Below are 23,820 nucleotides of genomic sequence, written 5' to 3' on the forward strand. Positions count from 1 at the left end.
CACCACTATCCCATCTCGCTTTCAGCGAGAATGAATTGGACACTCACTTATCTGCATATAAAACCCTTTGAATTGGCACATTCTGGCTATTTCTTCTCCGCGATTCACATTTTCACTGGTCTTATCAGCAAGATCTTCGCTTTTTTTGTACGCTTTGCTCAGTGTCTAACCTAGGCAGTTTGCAATAGTTACTTTAAAATTTGCGACCTCCCCCATAAATAACAATAAGAGAACAGCCCTATGTCCGATGACAATCGCCTCAACCCAACGCCTGAAGAACAATTTCGCCAACGCGCTCTGGATTACCATGCTTACCCAACCGCGGGAAAAATTGGTATTGCACTGACCAAGCCAGCCGATTCTGCTGCCGATCTCGCTCTGGCTTATAGCCCAGGTGTAGCTGAGCCAGTGCGTGAAATCGCGCAAAACGTTGACAATGTGTATAAGTACACCGCGAAAGGCAACACGGTGGCCGTGATCTCTAACGGCACCGCAATTTTAGGGTTGGGAAATTTAGGCCCGATGGCCTCTAAGCCTGTCATGGAAGGTAAGGCACTGCTGTTTAAACGCTTCGCTGGATTGGATTCGATTGATATTGAAGTAAAACACCGCACCATCGACGAATTTATCGATACTGTCGCTAACATTGCTGATACTTTCGGCGGCATCAACTTAGAAGATATCAAAGCCCCAGACTGCTTTGAAATTGAGCGCCGCCTGATTGAGCGTTGTGATGTCCCTGTATTCCACGATGACCAACACGGTACTGCGATTGTCACCGCGGCTGGCATGCTTAACGCCCTTGAGCTGCAAGGTAAACAACTGAAAGACTGTATTATCGTCTGCCTTGGTGCGGGTGCAGCAGCGGTGGCGTGTATGGAGCTACTGATCAAATGCGGGGCAATGCGTGAGAAAATCTACATGCTGGATCGCAAAGGCGTGATCCACACTCGCCGTGATGATCTCAATGAATACAAAGCACTGTTTGCCAACAACACCGACAAGCGCACGCTGGAAGATGTGATTGCGGGCGCGGATCTGTTCTTAGGCGTTTCTGGCCCTAACTTGCTGCCAGCGGATGCCCTTAAGCTGATGGCCGACAAGCCTGTGGTGTTTGCCTGTTCTAACCCAGATCCTGAAATCAAGCCAGAAATTGCTCATCAAGTGCGTAACGACATGATCATGGGGACAGGCCGCAGCGACTATCCGAACCAAGTTAACAACGTGCTCTGTTTCCCGTTCATTTTCCGTGGAGCACTCGATGTACGCGCGAGTGAGATCAATGACCAGATGAAACTCGCCGCAGTAGAGGCGATTCGCCAACTGGCGAAAGAGCCTGTGCCAGCCGAAGTGCTGGCAGCTGCTGGAGTGGATAAGCTCAATTTCGGTATTGATTACATCATTCCAAAACCGATGGATCCACGCCTATTGCCACGCGTAGCACGCGCCGTCGCGGAAGCGGCAGTGGAATCAGGTGTTGCTCGTATCCCAATGCCAGAAAACTACATGCAGGCTTAATCTGCTTGTTTATTTGGATAAAAAGTCGATAAAAAAAGCCCCTCAGTTATATGAGGGGCTTTTTTATAAGCAGGATTTGTTCAATGAACCCGTATCACTCACGCCAATCGTTACTCATCGTAAGATTCGAACTCAATCCCCATTTCGGTCATCAAACGTTTGGCTTCGGCAGGAATATCATCAGGGCGATCTTTACGTAGGTCTTCGTCCGTCGGCAGCGGCTGGCCTGTATAAGCATGCAAGAAGGCTTCGCACAGTAATTCACTGTTGGTTGCGTGACGTAAGTTATTGACTTGACGGCGTGTTCTCTCATCCGTTAGCACTTTGAGAACTTTTAGCGGAATGGATACCGTGATTTTTTTTACCAACTCGCTCTTTTTCCCATGCTCTGCATAGGGGCTGATGTATTCGCCATTCCAGTCTGCCATTGCGCACCTTCGTTATTGTGGTTCGAATCGAAATTTCAAAGGCCCTAATTTTAGCGGGATTTACCGCCATAAGCAAAGACATACAGACGTCTAGAAGTGTTGACGTCTTTATTTAACATCAGTAAAGTGTCGAGTAATTTATGGGCAACGGATAAACCTCATCCCCCAGTTAGGGAAAGTTGCGATGCGACAACCGATACTGCAGCTTAAAGCAGGAAAGGTATATGATGAAGCCCTCTAGGACAGAATAGCCAGCAAGGAAACTCCATGACCACACGCAAGCCAGCCACCATTGCGGTTCGTACCGGGATTGAATCGGACACTCAATACCATGCCGTTGTGCCCCCCATTTATCTTTCGACCAACTATGGTTTTCCCGCATTTGGCGAAGTACCTAAATACGATTACACCCGTTCAGGCAACCCAAACCGAGGCCTGTTAGAACAAACCTTATATGAGCTTGAATGTGGAGAAGGTGCCGTAGTGACCAACTGTGGCACTTCGGCCATCAATTTATGGGTCACAGCCTTGTTAGGCCCTGACGATCTGATTGTCGCGCCGCATGACTGCTATGGCGGCACTTATCGCTTGCTCAACACTCGCGCTAAAAAAGGCGATTTCAAAGTGCAGTTTGTGGATCAATCCAACGCAGCCGCACTCACCCAAGCTTTGGCCCGTAAGCCCAAACTGCTGCTGATTGAAACCCCCTCCAACCCTTTAGTGCGTGTGGTGGATATTGCTCATCTTTGTCAGTTAGCGAAAGCACAAGGCACTTTGGTGGCGGTAGATAACACCTTCTTAACTCCAGTATTCCAAAAGCCGCTCACCTTGGGCGCGGATTTTGTGCTGCACTCCACCACCAAATACATTAATGGTCACTCGGATGTGATTGGCGGCGTGTTGATCTGTAAACACAAGCAACATGCCGAAGAGTTGGCTTGGTGGGGCAACTGTTTAGGGTCAACCGGCACTCCATTTGATAGCTACATGACCTTGCGTGGCATTCGCACGCTGGGTGCGCGGATGCGCGTGCATGAAGAGAGTGCGCAACAGATTTTGGCTTATCTACAGACTCAATCTTTGGTTGGCAAAATTTATCATCCAAGTCTGCTCGACCATCCGGGTCATGAGATTGCCAAAAAACAGCAATCTGGCTTTGGCGCTATGCTCAGTTTCGAGTTTGCCGGCAGTTTTGAGCAGCTGAAATTCTTTGTGGGTAAGTTGGCGCTGTTTTCACTGGCGGAGTCACTTGGTGGGGTAGAAAGTCTTATCTGCCATCCCGCGTCTATGACTCATCGTGCAATGGGCGAAGAAGCCTTAGCTGAAGCGGGTATTTCCCAGCAGTTGCTGCGTCTTTCCGTCGGTCTTGAAGATGCCTCTGATCTGATTGCCGATCTTGACCAAGCCTTTTTGCACACTCTTGCCGCGAATTAAGGAGATCTGTAAATGACCCATCCCCGTCAATTGCATAAATTTGGTGGTAGTAGCCTTGCCGACCCTGAGTGTTATCAACGTGTCGCGAAAATTCTTAAAAGTTATTCCAAAAGTGATGATCTGGTGGTGGTCTCTGCGGCTGGCAAAACCACTAACCGTTTGATCAGTTTTGTCGAAGCACTCAGTAAAGATGGTCGCGTTGCCCATGAAACCTTACATGCGCTGCGCCAATATCAGTCTGAATTGATTACTAAGCTACTCAGCAACGAAGCAGCCGAACCACTACTTAGCCAACTGCAACAAGAGATCAGCGTGTTAGGCGAGCTCACGGCTCCTCTTAGTAACGCGCAATACGCTTGGGTTTTGGGGCATGGTGAGCTCTGGTCGGCACGCCTGCTCGCCACGTTACTGAACCAGCAAGATTTACCAGCGGTCGCGCAAGATGCGCGGGCGTTTTTACGTGCCGAAGCAGGCACACAACCGGAAGTGGATCGCGCGCGCTCTTACCCGCTACTGAAAGCCGTGTTGGCACAACATACCCAGCGCCGCGTGGTGATCACCGGTTTTATGGCGCAAAACGAACAGGGCGATACTGTCCTGCTCGGTCGTAACGGTTCCGATTATTCTGCGACCGTGATTGGCGCACTGGCTGAAGTATCACGCGTGACCATTTGGAGTGATGTGGCTGGCGTGTACAGTGCCGATCCACGCATTGTCAGCGATGCGTGTTTGCTGCCACTGCTAAGACTCGATGAAGCCAATGAGCTGGCACGCTTAGCTGCTCCAGTTCTGCACAGCCGTACACTCCAACCTGTGGCACAAAGCACCATGGAGCTTCACTTACGTTGCAGCCACCAACCGGAATCGGGTTCTACTCGCATTGAACGTGTACTGGCTTCTGGTCGCGGCGCGAAAATCATTACTTCGCTCGATGATGTGCTGCTGATTGAGCTGAGCTTTGCTCATCACCATGATTTCCAGCGCTTGCAAGAAGATGTGTTACAACACTTGCAGCGCGTGCAACTGCAACCGCTGACTTACGAAGCACAACCTGACCAATACCGTTTGCGTTTAGCTTACACCGCAGAAATTGCGCCTGGTGCATTTGCGGCGCTGCAAGATGCCGCGTTCGAAGCGGAAATCAAACTCAAAGAAGGCTATGACCTGATTGCGGCAGTGGGTGCTGGCGTCACCAAAAACCCGAACCACTGTTATGGCTTCTACCAACAGCTGAATGCCTTACCGGTCGAATTTATCAGCGCGTCAGAATCAAGCCTCAGTTTGGTTGCCGTACTGCGCCAAACGCCGATTCATTCATTGGTTAACGCCATTCACAAACAGCTCTTCCAAGCTCAAAAACGCGTCGCGATTGCGCTGTGTGGCAAAGGCAATATTGGCTCCAGCTGGCTCAAGTTGTTTGCCGAACAAAAAGAGAAATTGGAACAACGCCACGGCATGAATTTTGAGTTGGTTGCGGTAGTCGATAGCCAAACCTACTGGTTTAATGAGCAAGGCATTAATCCAAACCAAGTGGCCACGCATTTCCAAGATGAAGCACTGCCCAACCAAGAGCAAAGCTGGCTGAAAAAACTCGGCGCATTAGAAGGGTACGATGAAGCAGTCGTGATTGATGTCACCGCCAGCGAAGAGTTAGCTGAGCAGTATCTCGACATTGCCGAACACGGTTTGCACCTGATTTCCGCCAACAAAGTGGCTGGCTCTGCTGCGGGGAATTATTACTATCAAGTTAAAGATGCCTTTCACAAAATTGGCCGCCACTGGCTGTATAACGCCACGGTAGGCGCGGGCTTACCAATTAACCACACAGTGCGTGACCTACGTGAAAGCGGCGATGACATCATGGCACTTTCGGGCATTTTCTCCGGCACGCTCTCATGGCTGTTCCAGCAATACGACGGCAGCTTGCCATTCAGTGAACTGGTGGATTTAGCGTGGCAGCAAGGTTTAACAGAGCCCGATCCGCGTAGTGATCTCGATGGTTCTGATGTTATGCGTAAATTGGTGATCTTGGCGCGTGAATCAGGCCTTGAGATCGAGCCGCAGAATGTCAAAGTGGAATCATTGGTACCTGCCGAGCTGCGCTCTGTATCGTTGGATGATTTTCTCGACAACAGCAAACTGCTCAACGAGCAGCTCGCCGAACGTCTCGCCCGTGCACAGAAGCAAGGCAAGGTACTGCGCTACGTCGCAAGGCTAGAGAAAAATGGCAAAGCTAGCGTGGGCGTTGAAGCGCTAGAGCAAGATCATGCACTGGCTAACTTACTGCCGTGTGACAACATCTTTGCCATCGAAAGCAAATGGTATCGGGACAACCCACTGGTGATCCGTGGCCCCGGGGCAGGGCGTGAAGTCACCGCTGGCGCGATTCAGTCGGATTTGAATCTGCTCGCGAGCCTACTCTAAGTTTCTTGTTCTGCCCCTTAAAACAAAGCTCGTCGAAATGGCGAGCTTTCCCTCCCATCCTCTATACTTTTGGGTATAGAAAGCATCATGCTCTATCTCTCTCACCAAGAACCATACATAGTGCTGAATGACATTTTCGAGCGTGAATCGACTTCACGATCAACATGAGTAATCTTCATAATGGCGAGGTTGACATCAAAGCGCATTCACGACATTCTACAGCCATATAGACGTCTAAACGTCAATTCAGATTCAGGCAGTGACACTTGGTCACAGGGAGTACAAGATGGGATATACACACGCTAGCCATATCGATGCATTGAACCAAAACATTGCGGAGCTTTCCGACATCAATGTTTCGTTTGAGTTTTTTCCACCCAGCTCACCACAAATGGAAGAAACGCTTTGGGGCTCGGTACACCGTCTGAAAACACTCCAACCGAAATTTGTTTCGGTCACTTATGGCGCAAACTCTGGTGAGCGTGACCGTACTCACTCGATCATTAAAGCGATCAAAGATCAAACCGGTTTAATTGCCGCGCCACACCTGACTTGTATCGATGCTACTCGTGATGAACTGATCCAGATCGCCGATGACTACTGGCATAACGGCATCCAGAATATTGTGGCGCTGCGTGGTGATATCCCGGCTGGCGGTGGTAAGCCAGAGATGTACGCTTCCGATCTAGTGACGCTGCTCAAATCACGCCACGATTTTGATATTTCCGTGGCAGCCTTCCCTGAAGTGCACCCTGAAGCGAAAAGTGCGCAAGCGGATCTGCTCAATTTAAAACGTAAAGTCGAGGCGGGTGCGAATCGTGCCATCACGCAGTTTTTCTTTGATGTAGAAAGCTACCTGCGTTTTCGCGATCGCTGTGTGGCGGCTGGGATTGAGGTAGAAATCGTGCCTGGCATTCTGCCGGTTTCTAACTTTAAACAAGCGTCGCGCTTTGCTGCGCAAAACAACGTCAAAGTTCCGAATTGGATGGTGAAGCAGTTTGAAGGATTAGAAGACGATCCAGTGACTCGCCAGTTGGTAGGTGCAAGCCAAGCCATTGATATGGTGCGCGTGCTGTGCCGTGAAGGGGTGAAGGATTTCCACTTCTACACCCTAAACCGTGCCGAAATGACCTACGCGTTATGCCACACCTTGGGCGTTCGCCCACAAGCTTAAGTGAAAACTTCGAGCCTCGATCAAAAACGCCGACATCACTGTCGGCGTTTTCATGAGGAAAATTATTCCACGTCTTCCATTTTGCCCAGCAGGCTACGAATGCGCTCTTGCCATGCCGCATGCTCTTGCTGAACTTGCTGTGCACGTTGCTCAAGTGCTTCACGCGCTTCGCGCAGCTCTTGTGCTTCATTTTGCAGCTGTTGCTTTTCTTCTTTCAGCTCTTCAACTTCCATTTGCAGCAGTGCAATGGTGTCGACTGCAGTTTGAATTTTCGCTTCCAGTTTTTCTAATACTTCAAAAGACATGACGTTTTACCCTTGTTGATTCGGTTGAGGTGAAGTGGACTTCACTGATTGAGTTCATTCTACTCAGCCCTGTGCACAGAAACACGCCCTAAGTTCGGTCTTTTTCGCTATTCGGTTAAAAAAACCGCGCAATTTGACCCAAGCTTAACTTAACGAGCCGCTAAGCCCGATCCGAACTGGCATTTTCGAGCAAACCTCGACTTTTCTTGCGCGTTTTTGATCAAAGGCAAAGGCGAATCGCCGCAAAAGGCAAACGTTTACTTGGGAGTGTGGTAGAATGCCGCGCAAAATTTCTCTCTTGGGTTTGGAGCAAAGCAAACATGAAACGCGATTTAGCAATGGCTTTTTCCCGCGTCACCGAAGGTGCCGCACTCGCAGGCTATAAATGGTTAGGACGTGGCGATAAAAATGCCGCCGATGGTGCTGCGGTAGAAGTGATGCGCATCCTGCTCAACCAAACGGAGATCAGCGGTGAAATTGTGATTGGTGAAGGCGAAATTGATGAAGCGCCAATGCTTTACATTGGTGAGCAAGTCGGTCTGGGTGGCGATGCGGTTGATATTGCAGTTGACCCTATCGAAGGCACGCGCATGACTGCAATGGGACAATCCAATGCCCTTGCCGTGCTCGCAGCTGGTGAAAAAGGCAGTTTCTTAAAAGCCCCCGATATGTACATGGAAAAATTGGTGGTTGGTCCCGGAGCAAAAGGCTGCATCGACCTCAATTTGCCGCTCAAAGATAACCTAAACCATGTCGCAAAAGCACTCGGCAAACCCTTAACCGATTTGGTGGTTATCACGCTTGCCAAACCGCGCCACGATAACGTCATCGCCGAGATGCAACAAATGGGCGTACGCGTTTTTGCGGTGCCGGATGGCGATGTCGCCGCATCGATTCTGACCTGTATGCCCGATAGTGAAGTGGACATGATGTACTGCATTGGTGGGGCACCAGAAGGCGTAGTCTCTGCGGCGGTGATCCGCGCGCTGGATGGCGACATGCAAGGCCGTTTACTGCCGCGTCATCAAGTCAAAGGCGATAGCGAAGATAATCGAATTTGGGGTGCAAAAGAGCTCGAACGCTGTCAAGAAATGGGCGTAGAAGCCGGTAAAGTGCTGAAAATGGAAGACATGGCACGCAGCGATAACGTGATTTTCGCGACCACTGGCATAACCAAAGGTGATTTGCTTGATGGCATCAGTCGCAAAGGCAATATCGCAACAACAGAAACACTGCTGATCCGCGGCCGCTGTCGCACCATTCGTCGTATTCGCTCGATTCACTATCTGGAGCGTAAAGACCAACAAGTGCGCGACATCATTCTCTAACCCGCGTATCTATCATATAAACAGACCCGCATAGAAAAGACCGCCTTGGCGGTCTTTTTTGTCTCTGAATACAAAGTGCTGCGAGCTTAGAACAGCTCTTCAGCGACTTTGTACAGGTCGGTGCGTACAGGACGCTTCATGTTTTCAATCGCATCAATGATGTCGTGGTGAACCAGTTGTTCTTTCTGGATACCGACACAACGACCACCGTGACCTTCCATCAATAGATGCACTGCGTAGTTACCCATGCGTGATGCCAGTACACGGTCAAATGCGGTTGGTTTACCACCCCGTTGGATGTGGCCTAATACGGTTGCGCGAGTCTCACGGCCTGTCGCCGATTCAATCTCTTTGGCCAGTTTGTTGGCATCCATCATCAGCTCAGTCAGCGCAATGATCGCGTGCTTTTTACCTTTCGCAATACCATCTTTGATATTGGAAATCAGCTGCTCCATATTCAGACCCGTTTCCGGGGTGATGATGTATTCACAGCCACCCGCAATCGCAGAGGTCAGCGTCAAGTCACCACAGTGACGACCCATGATCTCTACGATAGAGATACGTTGATGTGAAGAAGAGGTATCACGCAGACGGTCAATCGCTTCAATAACGGTGTTCAGGGCAGTCAAATAGCCAATGGTGTAGTCGGTGCCCGCGATATCGTTATCAATCGTGCCTGGCAGACCGATACAAGGGAAACCCATTTCGGTCAGTTTTTTTGCGCCCATGTAAGAGCCGTCACCACCAATCACGACCAGCGCTTCGATGCCGTGCTTTTTCAGGTTTTCAATCGCTTTTTCGCGCACTTCAACTTCACGAAATTGTGGGAAGCGTGCAGAGCCTAAAAAAGTACCGCCACGGTTGATCACGTCAGACACGCTTGAACGGTCTAGTTGCTTGATACGATCTTCGTACAGACCTTGGTAACCGTCGTAAATACCAAACACTTCTAAACCTGCGCCAAGTGCTGTACGCACCACGCCGCGAATAGCTGCATTCATACCTGGGGCATCGCCACCACTCGTCAAAACACCGATTTTTTTAATCATGCTCACCCTCGAACTTTGCGAATCGAATATCAATTTCTACGCCGTCTGGCTTGTAAGGAACCAGACAGAAAAATTCAAAAACTGTGCGTAATGTTACCTTTCCCGATTAGGAATACTACTGTTATTTGCACTAAATTCTGTAAGTTTTCTACTTATGTAAGAGTATTACAGTTTTGTGCTCACCCTGTGTTGATTCATGTCAGGGTTGGCGTTTTTTTGTTAACTTGGGGAAAAGATAGTCAAACTGACGCCTTTTGTCGCCTCACTGGAGCGATTTTTGTTGCTGCTCGGCCTCAAGCACCACGGAATGCGGGTCTTGGTGGATCAAAACATCAGCCCCCACAAAATGTTCACGCAATTTATCCTCCACCCGATCCGAGATCTGATGTGCTTCCAGCAACGAAATGTTGTCATCTAATTCCAAATGGAGCTGAATGAAGCGCACCGGGCCGGACATACGCGTACGCAGTTGATGCATACCAATCACGCCAGCCACACTGAGGCAGATCGCATGAATTTGTTCCAACTCTTCATCGGGTAATTTACGGTCAAGCAGCGTCTGCACCGCATCATGCACCATTTTAAAGGCGCTGAATAAGATATAGAGACCGATACCGATCGCAAAAATGGCATCCGCTTGACCCAATCCCCACCAACTTAATCCCAACGCAACCATGATGGCCGCGTTCATCAGCAGATCGGACTGATAGTGGAGCGAGTCTGCGGCAATCGCTTGGCTGCCGGTTTTTCTGACCACATAGCGCTGAAACAGTACTAAGCCAAAAGTCACCAACATGGCGATGGCGCTGACATAGATGCCTAATTCAGGAGCATTCAATTCATGAGGTCGGAAGAAGCGATCGACACCGTTGAGGATCAAAAAGCACGCGGAGCCCGAAATAAACATGGCTTGTGCCAGTGCCGCGAGTGATTCTGCTTTACCATGCCCAAACGCATGTTCATGGTCAGCGGGCTGTAGTGCAAAACGTAATACGATAAGGTTAACCACAGAGGCGGCGATATCGAGTACCGAGTCGATTAAAGACGCCAGTAAGCTCACTGACCCCGTTACCCACCACGCTGCAACTTTGACTACCAAGAGCAGCGAGGCTACCGCCGTCGCGGTCCAAGCGGCCATGGTGACCAAACGAGCGTATTCTTTTTTCATCACGCTTCCCTTTTTCTTGGGTTGTCAGACAGAAGACCGAGTATATACCCAAACGAGTGAGCGTTGCAGGTATTGGGTAGAACGAGCCTAGTCAACACTGCGCCGCTTCAAGCGGAAGAAGGAGGAGATAACCGAGAAACCAAAAACCACAAGGCAGCACTTAGGCCGCCCTGTTGAAGTAAGAGTCGTGAGTCGTTCGATTATTGATTAGCGTGTTTTTTGCCTTTGCCATGTTGGCCATCTTGCATGCATTCCGCCATTTTCTCTTGTTGCAGGGTTTGCAACTTGGCTTTCTGTTCGGCAGTCAAAATGCTCATCATTTGATGGCGTTTTTCCATCATGTTTACGCGATGAGTCACTTGCTGATCTACCATCTGTTTTGCCAGATTCTCAGCGGCTGCTTGGTCAAAATCAGCCGCGAGCACCAGAGCACGCTCCTGCGCATGCAATGCTTTCATCGCATCATGGTTTTGTCCGCGATTAGCGCGCATCTCTTCGCGTCCAGCCTCTCGCATCTCTTTGAGTTGGGCTTGCTGCTCAGCGGTTAAATCAAGCTGTTTCCAGATCCCACGCTCACCGCGGTCGCCACAATGTCCATCACCCTCTTTATCCCAACCGTGACCACCGTAAGCCAGCGCCGCCGTCGTTCCCAGAGTCAGCGGTAGGACAGCCGCGGCTAAAATCATTTTTTTGGCAAGTTTCATTGTTCGTTCCTCTATATTTCGTTTCGTTATCGATTAGGCTGCTCTGCAGCGCTTGAACATAGATTACGACTTGCAAGGTCAAGTGACGTATAGGGAGCGTAAAGAATCGTAAAGAGCAGATTACTCACTGACCACAGCACTTTTTTCACGGTAAACTGAAGGTAACCAAGCAATACACGAGGCAGCTATGGCACATATCCTTTTGATCGACGATGACACCGAATTGACCAGTCTATTGACCGAGGTTTTACAGTACGAAGGCTTTGAAATTTCACAAGCCAATGACGGTGAAGCCGGACTAGCTGCGGTCAGCGATGAGATCGACTTGATCCTACTCGATGTGATGATGCCTAAGCTTAATGGCATGGAAACCCTCAAGCGTCTGCGCGAAAAATGGGCAACGCCGGTTTTAATGCTGACCGCGAAAGGCGAAGAGATCGATCGGGTGATCGGCTTAGAGCTCGGAGCTGATGATTATCTACCCAAACCTTTTAGCGACCGCGAGTTGCTGGCGCGTATTCGTGCGATTTTGCGCCGTACGCAAAACGGCCTCACGCCTAAAAACAGCGATGTCATCGAGTGTCAGGACATTCAAGTCTACCCCGGGAAACAGGAAGCCTACTGCCAGGGACAACTGCTGGAACTGACCACAACGGAATTTGCCCTACTCACTCACTTTGTGCAGTCGCCCGGAGCAACCTTGACCAAAGAGATGCTGAGCATTGAAGTGCTCGGCAAACACCTTGCCGCATTTGATCGAGCCATCGATATGCATGTGTCTAACCTGCGCAAAAAACTGCCTGAGCGGCCGGATGGCAAAGCACGGATCAAAACCTTGCGCGGTCGCGGCTACTTAATGGTTCAGGAGGAGTAATGCGTCTACCGTTACCGAAATTGAATAACCTGTATGGGCGCATCTTTGCGATTTTCTGGTTTACCATGCTGTTGGTACTGTTCGCGGTATTGACCCTACCTCATCTTGACCCGCGTAAATCGCGTGACTTATCACCCGAAACGCATCAACGTTTGCTCGAGAGCAGAGATCGCTTTGAACAGCAATTTCGCAACCAAACCGACTTAAGAGCCATTCTGTTTCAGCTCGAAGGGCCAGACAGTCAGCACCGTAAACACGATGGTCAGCCGCGTTTTTTTATCACCGATTTAGAAAGCAACATTATCACCAACTCAAAGCAGACCGATTTTCGTTTTAAAGCGATGCAAAACTTCTGCTCCAGTATTGAATCGGTTCAAAAACCGCAGCAGCGCCTGTATGGCCGTTATATGTTGGCAGGCCCAGTGCCCATTACGTTAGCTAAGCAAGATCTGCTGTTGTATGTCGGTATGCGCTGGGATGAACCACCGCCGTTTTTGCTGCGTTTGTTTGATAAACCCTTCCAACTGTTGTTGGCAATCATGCTGGTGAGCACCCCGCTGCTACTGTGGCTGGCGTGGGCCTTGAGTAAACCGGCGCAAAATCTGGCTCAAGCCGCGCAGCGTGTCGCGCGGGGCGAATTTGTGCATGACCCGAAATTAGAACGCGGCACAGCGGAGTTTCAACAGGCGGGACGCAGCTTTAACCAGATGGTGGATGCAGTCAATCAGATGGTTTCTGGGCAGCAAAGACTGCTTTCTGACATCTCCCACGAATTGCGTTCCCCCTTAACTCGGCTACGCATGGCCAACGCGCTGGCAATGCGTAAACTCGGCAGTAGCAGTGAATTAGAGCGGATCGATACCGAAGCACAACGTTTAGAGCAGATGATTGGGGATTTACTGGCGCTCTCACGCATGCAAATCAATAGCCATTTAATGCGCGAAGTACAGCCACTGAGCAGCTTATGGGAAGAGTTGCTCAAAGATGCGCAATTTGAAGCTGAACAGATGCACAAAACGCTGACTTTTGACGCGATCCCAGAGCGAACCATCAACGGCACGCCCAAATTACTGATGAGTGCATTGGAAAACGTGGTGCGTAACGCGATCCACTACGGGCAACAGCAGATCCACGTAGCCTTTACCATTCAAGACCAGCAACTCATCGTGAGCGTCGATGATGATGGCGAAGGTGTACCCGAAGAGGAGTTGGCGGATATTTTCCGCCCGTTCTATCGCGTCTCGACAGCGCGGGATCGACACAGCGGTGGCACAGGGCTTGGTTTAGCCATCACCGAAAATGCCATTCGCCAACACAGTGGCACTATCAGCGCAAACCGCAGTCACTTAGGAGGCTTACAAGTTCGCTTTACTTTACCTCTGGCGAGCGCTTAACGCAGTAACTCGGGGCAGCAATATCCTCACAATCTTCAGGTTGTTAATGATATTAATTATCATTAACATAAAAGAATACCCTTGCTATCCGCCTTGCTGATAGCCAAGCGATATTCATCCAAGGAGGATACTATGCCCCATCTATTTCCCGATCTACCTTACGCTTACGATGCGTTAGAACCTTATATTGATGCCAAGACCATGGAGGTGCATTACAGCAAGCACCACCGCACTTACTACGATAAATTCCTGTCTGCCATCAAGGGGACTGAGCATGAAGATAGACCACTGAGCGAGATTTTCGCGCGCGTTTCGACCTTACCCGCGGCCGTGCGTAACCACGGTGGTGGCTACTATAACCACATTGTGTATTGGAACTGCATGAAGCCTAACGGTGGCGGCGAGCCACAAGGCGAATTGGCCGCAGAGATAGAACGTCAATTTGGCAGTTTTGCGCAGTTCAAAGAAGCCTTCTCGCAAGCGGCCGTGAACACCTTTGGCTCTGGTTTTGCCTGGCTTATCGTGCAACAAGGTCAACTGAGCATTACTTCCACCAGCAACCAAGACAACCCATTGATGGATGTGGTTGCCGTGCGTGGCGAGCCGATTCTTGCCCTTGATGTGTGGGAACACGCTTACTACATTCGCTACCAAAACCGCCGCCCTGAGTACATTGATGCGTGGTGGAATGTGGTGAACTGGGAAGCGGTCAGTGAAAACTACGCTATCGCACTCACCCAAGCTGCGTAAATCATCAGAAGGGGCTATACTCGCCCCTTCTTTATTTCATTGACCATCCGTTATGTTTGATATCGCTCTCTACGAACCCGAAATCGCGCCCAATACGGGTAACATCATTCGTTTGTGTGCCAACTGCGGCGCGAACTTGCATCTCATCGAGCCACTGGGTTTTGATCTGGAAGAGAAAAAGGTGCGCCGCGCCGGTTTGGATTACCATGATTTAGCTCGAGTGACGCGCCATAAAGATTACGCCGCGTTTATCGAATACTTACAGCGTGAGCGAGGCTCTTTCCGCTTGTTTGCTTGCACCACGAAAACCACACAACATCATGTAGATGCCCAATTTCAACCAGGCGATGTGCTGCTGTTTGGCCCAGAAACACGCGGTTTGCCTGCCGAGCTGATTGCCAGCTTGCCTGCCGAGCAGCGGATTCGAATCCCTATGATGCCAGAAGCGCGCAGCCTAAACCTTTCCAATGCGGTAGCGATTATTGCTTTTGAAGCGTGGCGTCAAATGGGGTTTGATGGCGCACGCTAATACACCATCAAAGTAACCGACTGACCTAAGGTATTATTTCAAACGGTGCTGGTCTTGATCGTCTTTGCGCTCAAACTCACCTTCATAGGTCGTGCCGTTTGGATTTGCACGATCGTGAAAAGGCTTGGGCTGCTCAAAACCGGCTCCACTGGCGTGGATATTGCCGACCACCACACGGCTCATCAACTGCTTTGCGAAATAAGCACGCGGCGCAGGCAGCAGTACCAGCATACCGAGGATGTCCGTGAAAAAGCCTGGGGTCAGTAACAACACACCCGCCACGGCTAACATTACCCCTTCTAAAATTTGCTGTGCGGGCAGTTGGCCTTGCGCTAAGCGCTGTTGTACGGTTAACAGCGTTTGTAAACCTTGGCTACGCACCAGCGAAGCACCAACAATTGCGGTTAACAGCACAAGGGCGATGGTCGGCCACACTCCGAGCACGCCGCCGACTTGAATAAACAGCGCGATTTCAATCACAGGGACTGCAATAAATAAAAACAGTAGTATCGGGAACACAATGCCTCCTTGGTTTTGGTCACGTTAACCACAACCGAGATGGCTGACAAGTCACCCAGAGAGAAAACCGACGCCAACAAACACTTTTTGTTTACCGATCAGCAATCACCCGATTGCGCCCCAAGCGTTTCGCCGACAACAGCGCTTGATCAGCAGTGTGTAACAAATTGTCCCAATTGTGACTCATCATCGCTCCTATGGTGCACCCAGCACTGAGCGTCAACGCAATCTGTTGCCCTTGCCACATCAAGGTATGGCTCTCAACATAGCCTCGTATGTTTTCGGCCAGCCCAATCACATTCGCCATGTCGTCGCATTCAAAGCAGACCAAAAACTCTTCACCGCCCCAACGCACACAGCAAGACAGTGGAGGTAAGTTTTGCTCCAACAATCCGGCGATTTGGCGCAGCACATAGTCTCCAGCAGGATGGCCGTAGGTATCGTTGATCTGCTTAAAATGGTCGATATCAAAAATGATCAACCCCAGTAGCGTCTCAGGTGCTATCGGCTCACTCCAAGTGAAGAAACCTCGGCGATTTTTCAATTGAGTCAATGGATCAATTTGCGATTGTCGCTCAGCTTCAGCAAGAGAGATTTTATAGTCATGAATATTGCGAAAAGTAATGATATGCAGATCGTCACGACAGGCCGGTTCGATTTGCGCTGAGACGGAAAACCATCGCTGTACCCCATCAGCGCACATGATCAAAGCGGGCATCTGCGCGACATCTTCACCTTGCGCCCGCGCCTCATCGACCGTCTTTTGCCATTGCGCAATGATCTCCTGTCGATAGTCAATGTGTGGGTAAGCCCTTTCAAACCAAGTCTCGATATCTGGCAGTTGCGCCATGGTATAGCCGAGCTCTTTCACAAAAGCTTTATTAAAATGCAGATGCTCACGCTCGCCTTGTCCGAGCACAGAAGATTTAGAAATAATGATCGGCAGCGGAATCACATCCAGTATGCGGCTGACATATCCTTGTAGATCTTGGTCCGACAATAACCTTGCTGAATCGGCACGATTCACCATAAATCCGTTCCTTTTTATACCGCTTTCTCTCTTTATATAGCTATAGATAAAACTCTCAGCAAATTTTCCATCAAATTGTATTAAAAGGTGATCCAGTTACTATTTTTAATATGCATTTACAGTATTATGTGCCTCGTAAGTCAGGACGGATTTCCAGCCAAAAACTCTGACGAATGGATTCTTAAATTACAGAAATGGCTATTAATTTAGTTTTTTACCAGAATAATTATCTAAGGATCCCCTTATGGCTACCCTATCTGAAGCGCCTAAAACAGCGACTCCGGCTACCCGCATTGAAGAAGATCTGTTAGGTCAACGTCACGTTCCTGCTGATGCTTACTACGGTATTCATACCCTTCGCGCTGTCGAAAACTTCAACATCTCTAACGTTACGATCTCTGACGTGCCTGAATTTGTACGCGGCATGATCATGACCAAAAAAGCGGCCACTCTGGCAAACAAAGAGCTGGGCGTGATTCCTAAAGATGTGGCGAACTACATCCTTCAAGCGTGTGATTTGATTCTTGAAACAGGTAAGTGCATGGATCAATTCCCGTCAGATGTATTCCAAGGTGGTGCGGGCACGTCAGTGAACATGAACACCAACGAAGTGATTGCTAACGTTGCACTCGAGCTGATGGGCAAACAAAAAGGTCAATACGAGTTCATCAACCCTAATGACCACGTAAACAAGAGCCAATCAACCAACTGTGCATACCCAACGGGTTTCCGCATCGCGGTTTATAACAGCATCCTGAAAGTGATTGATGCGATTGAATACCTAAAAGGCTCATTCGAACTTAAAGCGGCTGAGTACAAAAACATCCTGAAAATGGGTCGTACTCAGTTGCAAGACGCCGTACCTATGACCGTAGGTCAAGAATTCCACGCATGGGCTGTGACGCTGAATGAAGAGATCCGCGCGCTACAATACACTTCAAAACTGCTTTTGGAAGTGAACTTGGGCGCAACCGCGATCGGTACAGGCCTGAACGCCGCTCCGGGTTACCAAGAGCTGGCCGTGAAATATCTGGCGCAAGTGACAGGTTTAGAAACCGTTCCGGCTGAAGATCTGATTGAAGCCACCTCTGACTGTGGTGCTTACGTGATGACGCACGGCGCGTTGAAACGTCTAGCGATGAAGCTCTCTAAGATCTGTAACGATCTACGTCTGCTCTCTTCTGGTCCACGTGCAGGTCTGAATGAAATCAACTTGCCTGAACTGCAAGCGGGTTCATCCATCATGCCAGCGAAAGTAAACCCAGTAATCCCAGAAGTGGTGAACCAAGTTTGCTTTAAAGTATTCGGCAACGACAACACCATCACATTCGCCGCAGAAGCGGGTCAACTGCAGTTGAACGTCATGGAGCCTGTGATTGCTCAAGCGATGTTTGAGTCTATCTCTCTGCTGACTAACGCCTGTGTCAACCTACGCGACAAATGCATTGATGGCATCACAGTCAACAAAGAAATCTGTGAAAACTTCGTGTTTAACTCTATCGGTATCGTGACTTACTTAAACCCATACATTGGCCACCATGAGGGGGACATTGTTGGTAAGATCTGTGCCGAAACCGGTAAGAGCGTACGCGAAGTGGTACTTGAGCGCGGCTTGCTGACTGAAGAGCAGCTCGATGACATCTTCTCGGTTGAGAACCTGATGCATCCTCAGTACAAAGCAAAACGTTACGAATAATCGTTCGGTTTAAGCCCCCTTTGTTGGGGGCTTTTCTCATCAAACTCAATGCGGTGAAAGCATTATTTGAACGCTCGTTATGGTGAGTGTTGAGATAATTTTTTCATCTTTAAATGAGGTAATCATTATGATTTGGGTCGAACTGGCTATTGTTCTCCTCTTCATCTTCATAGGCGCACGGATTGGCGGTATCGGCATTGGTTTGGCCGGTGGTGCTGGTGTGATCGCCTTGTCATTAATCCTTGGCGTACCGACTAAACAAGCCTTTATTCCGGTCGACGTCATCTTGATCATCATGTCGGTCATCACCGCAATTGCCGCAATGCAAGTGGCTGGCGGTATGGATTGGCTGGTCCAACTGGCCGAAAACTTCCTACGTAAACATCCGGAAAGAATCACCTTCTACGCTCCGATTGTCACTTTCCTGATGACACTGATGGCAGGTACAGGCCACACCGCATTTTCCACTTTGCCTGTGATTGCCGAAGTGGCAAAAGGTCAAGGCGTGCGTCCTTCACGCCCACTCTCGATTGCTGTTGTTGCCTCACAAATCGCGATCACCGCTTCACCGATTTCAGCGGCCGTCGTTGCCTTTGCCGCGATGTTGGTGCCGTTTGGTGTGGATTACTTAACACTGCTGGCGATCTGTATCCCAACCACCTTCGCCGCCTGTATGGTCGGTGCGTTTGTGGCCAACTTTATGGGCAGCGAGCTGAAAGATGATCCGATTTATCAAGAGCGTCTGGCACAAGGTCTGATCAAGCTTGCGGGTACTCAGAAGCGTGAAATTCTGCCAACCGCGAAAACCGCGACTTACATCTTCCTCACCGCGATCATTCTGGTGGTGTGCTACGCGGCGGCGATTTCAAACTCGATTGGTCTAATCGAAAACCCAGCGCTTGGCCGTAACGAAGCGATCATGACCTTCATGCTCGCAGCTGCAGCCGGTATTGTGCTACTGACTAAGATTGACGCGGCACAAATTCCAGCCGCTTCAACCTTCCGCTCAGGTATGACAGCCTGTGTCTGTGTACTGGGTGTGGCTTGGTTGGGTTCAACGTTTGTCAACGCACACGTCGATGGCATCAAAGAAGTGGCTGGTACTCTGCTGGCTGACTACCCATGGATGCTGGCACTGGTGCTGTTCTTTGCTTCTATGCTGCTTTACTCACAAGGTGCAACCACAGTTGCGCTGATGCCTGCAGCACTGGCGATTGGTGTAGCACCTCTGACGGCAGTGGCTTCTTTTGCTGCAGTGAGCGCCCTGTTCGTACTGCCAACCTACCCAACCTTGTTGGCCGCGGTAGAAATGGATGACACAGGTTCAACGCGTATTGGTAGCTATGTATTTAACCACCCATTCTTTATTCCAGGTGTGGTCACCATCGCCAGCGCCGTTGCCTTTGGCTTCCTATTTGGCAGTCTGTTTATCTAAGAATAAAGTGCAAAATCATGGGAGCTGCGGCTCCCTTTTTTTGTCGCTGCCAATCGCCATTCTCCTGATTAGAGGAGCTTTATTTCTCCTGAAAATCATCTTCTTGAGAAATGCGATCCGTTTCAAACCCTACCTTGTCATCACCATCAGGCAAAGCGAGGCTAACTGGCGCGCTCAGTAAGGCTTTGCTCTGTATAGCACGTCATCTCACCCTACAATCCGTGCTCTAAATCACGGCTCCTCCTCCCACCATTCGTGATGTTCTGCCCTGCTTGAGGATTTTTCTTCATCGAAAAGATCTTTATTGAGTTGTCTCACACTCCGTAGCCCAGCATTTTCCTTAGCCTATTCATAGCGTTGAACAACAACCTCTATAATTCTAAGGAACGAGAACGTGAATAATCCTACTTTCAATCTCTCACGCGTGAATCGCGTGCTGCTGCCGATGTTGGCCAGTACCGTGCTGCTCGGCTGCAATGAGTCAAACACCAATCCAGATAACAACACCCAAGGCCCAGTCACCCCTCAACAGTTGGTGAAAGTCTATTACCAAGCGACCACCGCCCAGCGCAGTGGTGACAGCTCGCCTTACAGCAAAGCTTCTCTTTATGTTTGGAACAATGAGCAGTGCGCGGCCTATGCGGGCAATCACCCCGACGCGAACGATTGGGCTAAGGGTCTATTGCCCACCGGGATTGATGATGAGTTAGGCGCCTATTGGGAGTTGCCCTATCATGCGAATGAACCCACTCAGTGCATTAACTTTATTCCACGGATTGATGGGCAAAAACCACTGGGCGATTACGATGCCAAAGTCGATTTAACTCAGTTAGGTGCGGGTAATGCGGTTTACACCCAGCAAGGCGTTGCGGCAGTCTATCCAGAGTTAATCCCCCGCAATGCACTGCCGGCCAATACCGCGCGCCTGTATCTCAATACGCAAGATGGCGATGAAAGCTTCTTCACCCTGCATGTGTGGAATGAAGGTGAATGCCAAAACTATGCGGCCAGCAATTCAGCTTGGCCGGGCATCGCGCCGAGCGGATACAGTAAAACCTATGGCCCTTATTGGGATTTACCGATTAATGGCCACGATAACTGCATCAATGTCATCCCCAACAATAAAACCAACGGCGACTATCAAACCGCCAATTTGAAACTAGATTTCACCAAAACAGGAGCGATTGGCCCTATCGGCTTTGTGTTCAAAGGCACCGATAAGATTTACTACCAACCTTTGGCAAAACGGCCACAAAATCAGGTTGAACTGAGTGGTGCAAGCGCGATTTTTGCGGATGCGTCGACCTTACTGGTGGGCAATCTGGAGGCGACATCAGCCACTCTGTATTACTCCCGACAAGGTCAACTCCGTTTTGACAGTGCCAGTAAAACCGTACTCAATGCCGACCATACGATTACCTCTGAGCGCCCAAGCGGCACCGAATGGCAAGAGCAAAAACCGCATTTAACCTCAGACTTTCGTGGCTTTGAGTTTGATTTCCAAGCCGCAGGGTTAGATCTCAAAACTTTATTGCAAGGCCAACTGTTACTGGTCGCCAGTGATGCCACAGGCGTCCTTTTAGCAACCGAAGTGCAGCCCGCCAGTGCCTTGGATGCGCTGTATGCGGATAGCGCGAGCACTTTGCAATATGGCGCGCTGATCAATCCTGATGGCAGCACCACTTTCCGCTTATGGGCTCCGACAGCGCAAGCGGTATCGCTGATCCCTTACGGGACGGATAAACAAGCCAAAACACCGATTGCGATGAGCTTTGATACCCAGTCAGGCAGTTGGAGTGCCGTCAATACGGCACTGGCGCATGGCGATTACTATCGCTATCAAATCACCGTCTATCACCCTGCGACTGACCAGATTGAAACCTATCAAGTGACAGACCCTTACTCGCACAGTTTGGCCATCAATTCACTCTACAGTCAGGTAGTGGATCTCAATCATGCCGATCTCAAACCTGAGGGCTGGGATACGTTAGCTGCGCCACATCCACAACACGAGCGTGCCGATTTTATTTTGTATGAAGCTCACGTCCGTGATTTTTCTGCCCACGACACCACCGTCACTTCGGCGCACCGCGGTAAATTTGCCGCCTTTAGCGAGCAAGAGAGTCAGCCCGTACAACATTTAAAACAGCTAGCTCGTTCTGGTGTGACCCATCTGCATTTGCTGCCCGTGTTTGATATTGCCACCATCAATGAAGACCCAGAGCAAGTGGTCAATTTGGATCAGCCATTTAGCCGTTTGTGTGATCTCAAACCCGTACTCAAAAACGACAGTGACTTAGCGGCTTACTGCACTGGTAATGACACACTGCAAAGCGTCTTTACCACGTTAAAAGCCAAAGACTCGAAAGAGCAGCCTCTCGTGCAGCGTTTAAATGGTTTTCTGCGTGATGTGGATAGCTTCAACTGGGGCTATGATCCGTTCCACTACACCGTGCCTGAAGGTTCGTATGCCACTCAACCTGACGGCGTTACCCGCATCAAAGAATTTCGTGAGATGGTGCAAGCGGTCAAACAAGAGATTGGGATGAATGTGGTGATGGATGTGGTTTACAACCACACCAACGAAGCGGGGGTTTCGGATAAATCGGTACTGGATCGCATCGTCCCTTGGTACTACCAACGCTTGAATGAGTGGAGTGGTCAGGTCGAGAATTCTACTTGCTGCTCGAATACCGCACCGGAAAATCGCATGTTTGCTAAGTTGATTGATGATTCGATTCGTACTTGGGTTAAAGAGTACAAAATCGATGCCTTCCGCTGGGATTTGATGGGACATCACCCACTGGCGCAAATTGAGCAAACCTTAACGGCGGCCAAGCAAATCAATCCTGATGTTTACTTCTACGGCGAAGGTTGGAACTTTGGCGAAGTGGCGAATGATCGCCAGTTCAAACAGGCAACCCAACCCAATTTGGCCGGAACGGGCATTGGCTCGTTTTCAGATCGTCTGCGTGATGCCGTGCGCGGTGGCGGTCCATTTGATGGTGAAGCGAGCCTACGCGCTAACCAAGGCTGGGGTAACGGTATTTATGTGCAAAAAAATGATCTGAGCAACAACACGCGAGCTCAAGCACTGCACTTGGCAGATTTAACTCGCCTTGGTATGGCAGGAAATTTAAAAGCCTTCACCTTTATTGACCAAACAGGCAACACCATCAAGGGCTCAGAACTCGACTACAACGGGCAAGCGGCAGGTTATGCCAATGATGCATGGGAGATCCAAAACTATGTTTCTAAGCACGATAACCAAACCTTGTGGGATAACCAGCAGTACAAAATTGACTATGCGCTACCACTCCGCACTCGAGTGCGCATGCAAGCGGTCAGCTTAGCGACGGCGGTATTAGGCCAAGGTGTGCCTTTTGTGCACATGGGAAGCGAGTTACTGCGTTCTAAATCCATGCAGCGTGACTCTTACGACTCTGGTGACTGGTATAACCGCGTTGATTTTGGCAAAACCAGCAATAACTGGAATGTGGGCCTGCCACGTCAAGACAAGGACAGCAGCAACTGGTCGATCATTGAAACCGTGATTGCGCAAGCCGGAGCCAATGCCGAGCCACAAGCCGCCGACATTGCCACCATGAATGATTATTTCAATGAATTGGTGCAACTGCGTCGCTCGTCATCCTTACTCACGTTAGGCAAAGGCAGTGAGATCATCAAACGCGTCCATTTCCACAACACAGGCAGTGAGCAAATTCCGGGCGTCATAGTGATGAGCATTGATAACCAAGGTGATCTGCATGATGCTTCCCTCGATGCTGCGCGATCAGGCTTGGTGGTGGTACTCAACGCCAGCCCAACACCGCTCACCGAGTTTGCCCACTTTGATGCCACCGATTATCAGTTGCATGCCATTCAAGCGGATCTGGGTAATCGTTCCATCGCTTATAACGGCGCAGCCGCGAGCGTTGTTAACCAGCGACTTAGCGTTCCTGCATGGTCAGTCGCCGTATTTGAAAAACGACATCCTTAAGTAAAGGGAAAGCTTTCGCATCCTCGAATCAACAACACCTAATGACAAGGGAAGCCACTGG

General features: G+C 49.8%; 19 protein-coding genes. 12 read left to right on the top strand and 7 right to left on the bottom strand.

Annotation, left to right across the window (positions count from 1 at the left end; translation table 11 throughout):
* The first annotated feature begins 240 nt into the window (after positions 1 to 240).
* On the top strand, positions 241 to 1,518 hold the full coding sequence (locus tag GOU96_RS11715; protein ID WP_053034337.1) for a malic enzyme-like NAD(P)-binding protein: 1,278 nt from the start codon (positions 241 to 243) through the stop codon (positions 1,516 to 1,518).
* Positions 1,519 to 1,628: 110 nt separating this feature from the next.
* On the opposite strand, the gene metJ is transcribed toward GOU96_RS11715, so the two are convergent.
* Complete coding sequence (metJ, locus tag GOU96_RS11720; RefSeq protein ID WP_000796267.1) at positions 1,629 to 1,946, bottom strand: met regulon transcriptional regulator MetJ; 318 nt, start codon at positions 1,944 to 1,946, stop codon at positions 1,629 to 1,631.
* 267 nt (positions 1,947 to 2,213) lie between these two features.
* Here metJ and GOU96_RS11725 point away from each other — a divergent pair, with 267 nt between their 5' ends.
* The 3 genes from GOU96_RS11725 to metF all read left to right on the top strand — a co-directional run bounded on the left by GOU96_RS11725 (position 2,214) and on the right by metF (position 6,978).
* Positions 2,214 to 3,380, top strand: coding sequence for an O-succinylhomoserine (thiol)-lyase (locus GOU96_RS11725; RefSeq protein ID WP_000213236.1), 1,167 nt, complete (start codon positions 2,214 to 2,216; stop codon positions 3,378 to 3,380).
* 12 nt (positions 3,381 to 3,392) lie between these two features.
* Entirely contained in the window at positions 3,393 to 5,804 is a 2,412-nt protein-coding gene (locus tag GOU96_RS11730) for a bifunctional aspartate kinase/homoserine dehydrogenase II (protein WP_267782587.1), read from the top strand.
* Between the two features lie 286 nt (positions 5,805 to 6,090).
* On the top strand, positions 6,091 to 6,978 hold the full coding sequence (gene metF / locus GOU96_RS11735; protein WP_000542397.1) for a methylenetetrahydrofolate reductase: 888 nt from the start codon (positions 6,091 to 6,093) through the stop codon (positions 6,976 to 6,978).
* A 62-nt stretch (positions 6,979 to 7,040) separates the two neighbouring features.
* Here metF and zapB read toward each other — a convergent pair whose 3' ends face one another.
* Complete coding sequence (gene zapB / locus GOU96_RS11740; protein ID WP_000007388.1) at positions 7,041 to 7,283, bottom strand: cell division protein ZapB; 243 nt, start codon at positions 7,281 to 7,283, stop codon at positions 7,041 to 7,043.
* Between the two features lie 320 nt (positions 7,284 to 7,603).
* Here zapB and glpX point away from each other — a divergent pair, with 320 nt between their 5' ends.
* Entirely contained in the window at positions 7,604 to 8,611 is a 1,008-nt protein-coding gene (gene glpX, locus GOU96_RS11745; protein ID WP_267782584.1) for a class II fructose-bisphosphatase, read from the top strand.
* Positions 8,612 to 8,697: 86 nt separating this feature from the next.
* On the opposite strand, the gene pfkA is transcribed toward glpX, so the two are convergent.
* From pfkA to GOU96_RS11760, 3 genes are all read right to left on the bottom strand, one after another.
* The gene (gene pfkA / locus GOU96_RS11750; RefSeq protein ID WP_000591796.1) at positions 8,698 to 9,660 is read right to left on the bottom strand and encodes a 6-phosphofructokinase; all 963 of its coding nucleotides are present in this window, start codon (positions 9,658 to 9,660) and stop codon (positions 8,698 to 8,700) included.
* Positions 9,661 to 9,922: 262 nt separating this feature from the next.
* Positions 9,923 to 10,828 carry a CDF family cation-efflux transporter FieF gene (gene fieF, locus GOU96_RS11755; protein ID WP_000712635.1) on the bottom strand — a complete coding sequence of 302 codons (906 nt, stop codon included), beginning with the start codon at positions 10,826 to 10,828 and terminating at the stop codon, positions 9,923 to 9,925.
* 200 nt (positions 10,829 to 11,028) lie between these two features.
* Positions 11,029 to 11,532, bottom strand: a complete 504-nt coding sequence (locus tag GOU96_RS11760) for a CpxP family protein (protein WP_000761519.1) — start codon at positions 11,530 to 11,532, stop codon at positions 11,029 to 11,031.
* A gap of 187 nt (positions 11,533 to 11,719) precedes the next feature.
* Between GOU96_RS11760 and GOU96_RS11765 the strand changes: the two genes are divergently transcribed.
* The 4 genes from GOU96_RS11765 to trmL all read left to right on the top strand — a co-directional run bounded on the left by GOU96_RS11765 (position 11,720) and on the right by trmL (position 15,079).
* Complete coding sequence (locus GOU96_RS11765; RefSeq protein WP_000940152.1) at positions 11,720 to 12,406, top strand: response regulator; 687 nt, start codon at positions 11,720 to 11,722, stop codon at positions 12,404 to 12,406.
* Positions 12,406 to 13,800, top strand: a complete 1,395-nt coding sequence (cpxA, locus tag GOU96_RS11770; RefSeq protein WP_001239213.1) for an envelope stress sensor histidine kinase CpxA — start codon at positions 12,406 to 12,408, stop codon at positions 13,798 to 13,800. Before GOU96_RS11765 ends, cpxA begins: the two co-directional genes overlap by 1 nt.
* Positions 13,801 to 13,932: 132 nt before the next feature.
* Entirely contained in the window at positions 13,933 to 14,550 is a 618-nt protein-coding gene (locus tag GOU96_RS11775) for a superoxide dismutase (RefSeq protein WP_181724761.1), read from the top strand.
* 52 nt (positions 14,551 to 14,602) lie between these two features.
* Positions 14,603 to 15,079, top strand: coding sequence for a tRNA (uridine(34)/cytosine(34)/5-carboxymethylaminomethyluridine(34)-2'-O)-methyltransferase TrmL (gene trmL / locus GOU96_RS11780; RefSeq protein WP_069648411.1), 477 nt, complete (start codon positions 14,603 to 14,605; stop codon positions 15,077 to 15,079).
* Positions 15,080 to 15,112: 33 nt separating this feature from the next.
* Here trmL and GOU96_RS11785 read toward each other — a convergent pair whose 3' ends face one another.
* Both GOU96_RS11785 and GOU96_RS11790 read right to left on the bottom strand, forming a co-directional pair.
* Positions 15,113 to 15,598, bottom strand: a complete 486-nt coding sequence (locus GOU96_RS11785) for an FxsA family protein (protein WP_069648412.1) — start codon at positions 15,596 to 15,598, stop codon at positions 15,113 to 15,115.
* Between the two features lie 91 nt (positions 15,599 to 15,689).
* The gene (locus tag GOU96_RS11790; RefSeq protein WP_258503394.1) at positions 15,690 to 16,628 is read right to left on the bottom strand and encodes a GGDEF domain-containing protein; all 939 of its coding nucleotides are present in this window, start codon (positions 16,626 to 16,628) and stop codon (positions 15,690 to 15,692) included.
* A gap of 244 nt (positions 16,629 to 16,872) precedes the next feature.
* Between GOU96_RS11790 and aspA the strand changes: the two genes are divergently transcribed.
* From aspA to pulA, 3 genes are all read left to right on the top strand, one after another.
* Positions 16,873 to 18,324, top strand: coding sequence for an aspartate ammonia-lyase (aspA, locus tag GOU96_RS11795; RefSeq protein WP_000224048.1), 1,452 nt, complete (start codon positions 16,873 to 16,875; stop codon positions 18,322 to 18,324).
* Between the two features lie 127 nt (positions 18,325 to 18,451).
* On the top strand, positions 18,452 to 19,759 hold the full coding sequence (locus GOU96_RS11800; RefSeq protein WP_000638377.1) for an anaerobic C4-dicarboxylate transporter: 1,308 nt from the start codon (positions 18,452 to 18,454) through the stop codon (positions 19,757 to 19,759).
* Positions 19,760 to 20,153: 394 nt separating this feature from the next.
* Positions 20,154 to 23,759 (top strand): pullulanase-type alpha-1,6-glucosidase, encoded by a 3,606-nt coding sequence (gene pulA / locus GOU96_RS11805; protein ID WP_080478849.1) that lies wholly within the window; start codon positions 20,154 to 20,156, stop codon positions 23,757 to 23,759.
* The last annotated feature ends 61 nt before the right edge of the window (positions 23,760 to 23,820 follow it).

This window comes from Vibrio sp. R-1 (assembly GCF_035615595.1).
Taxonomy (GTDB): Bacteria; Pseudomonadota; Gammaproteobacteria; order Enterobacterales; family Vibrionaceae; genus Vibrio; species Vibrio cholerae.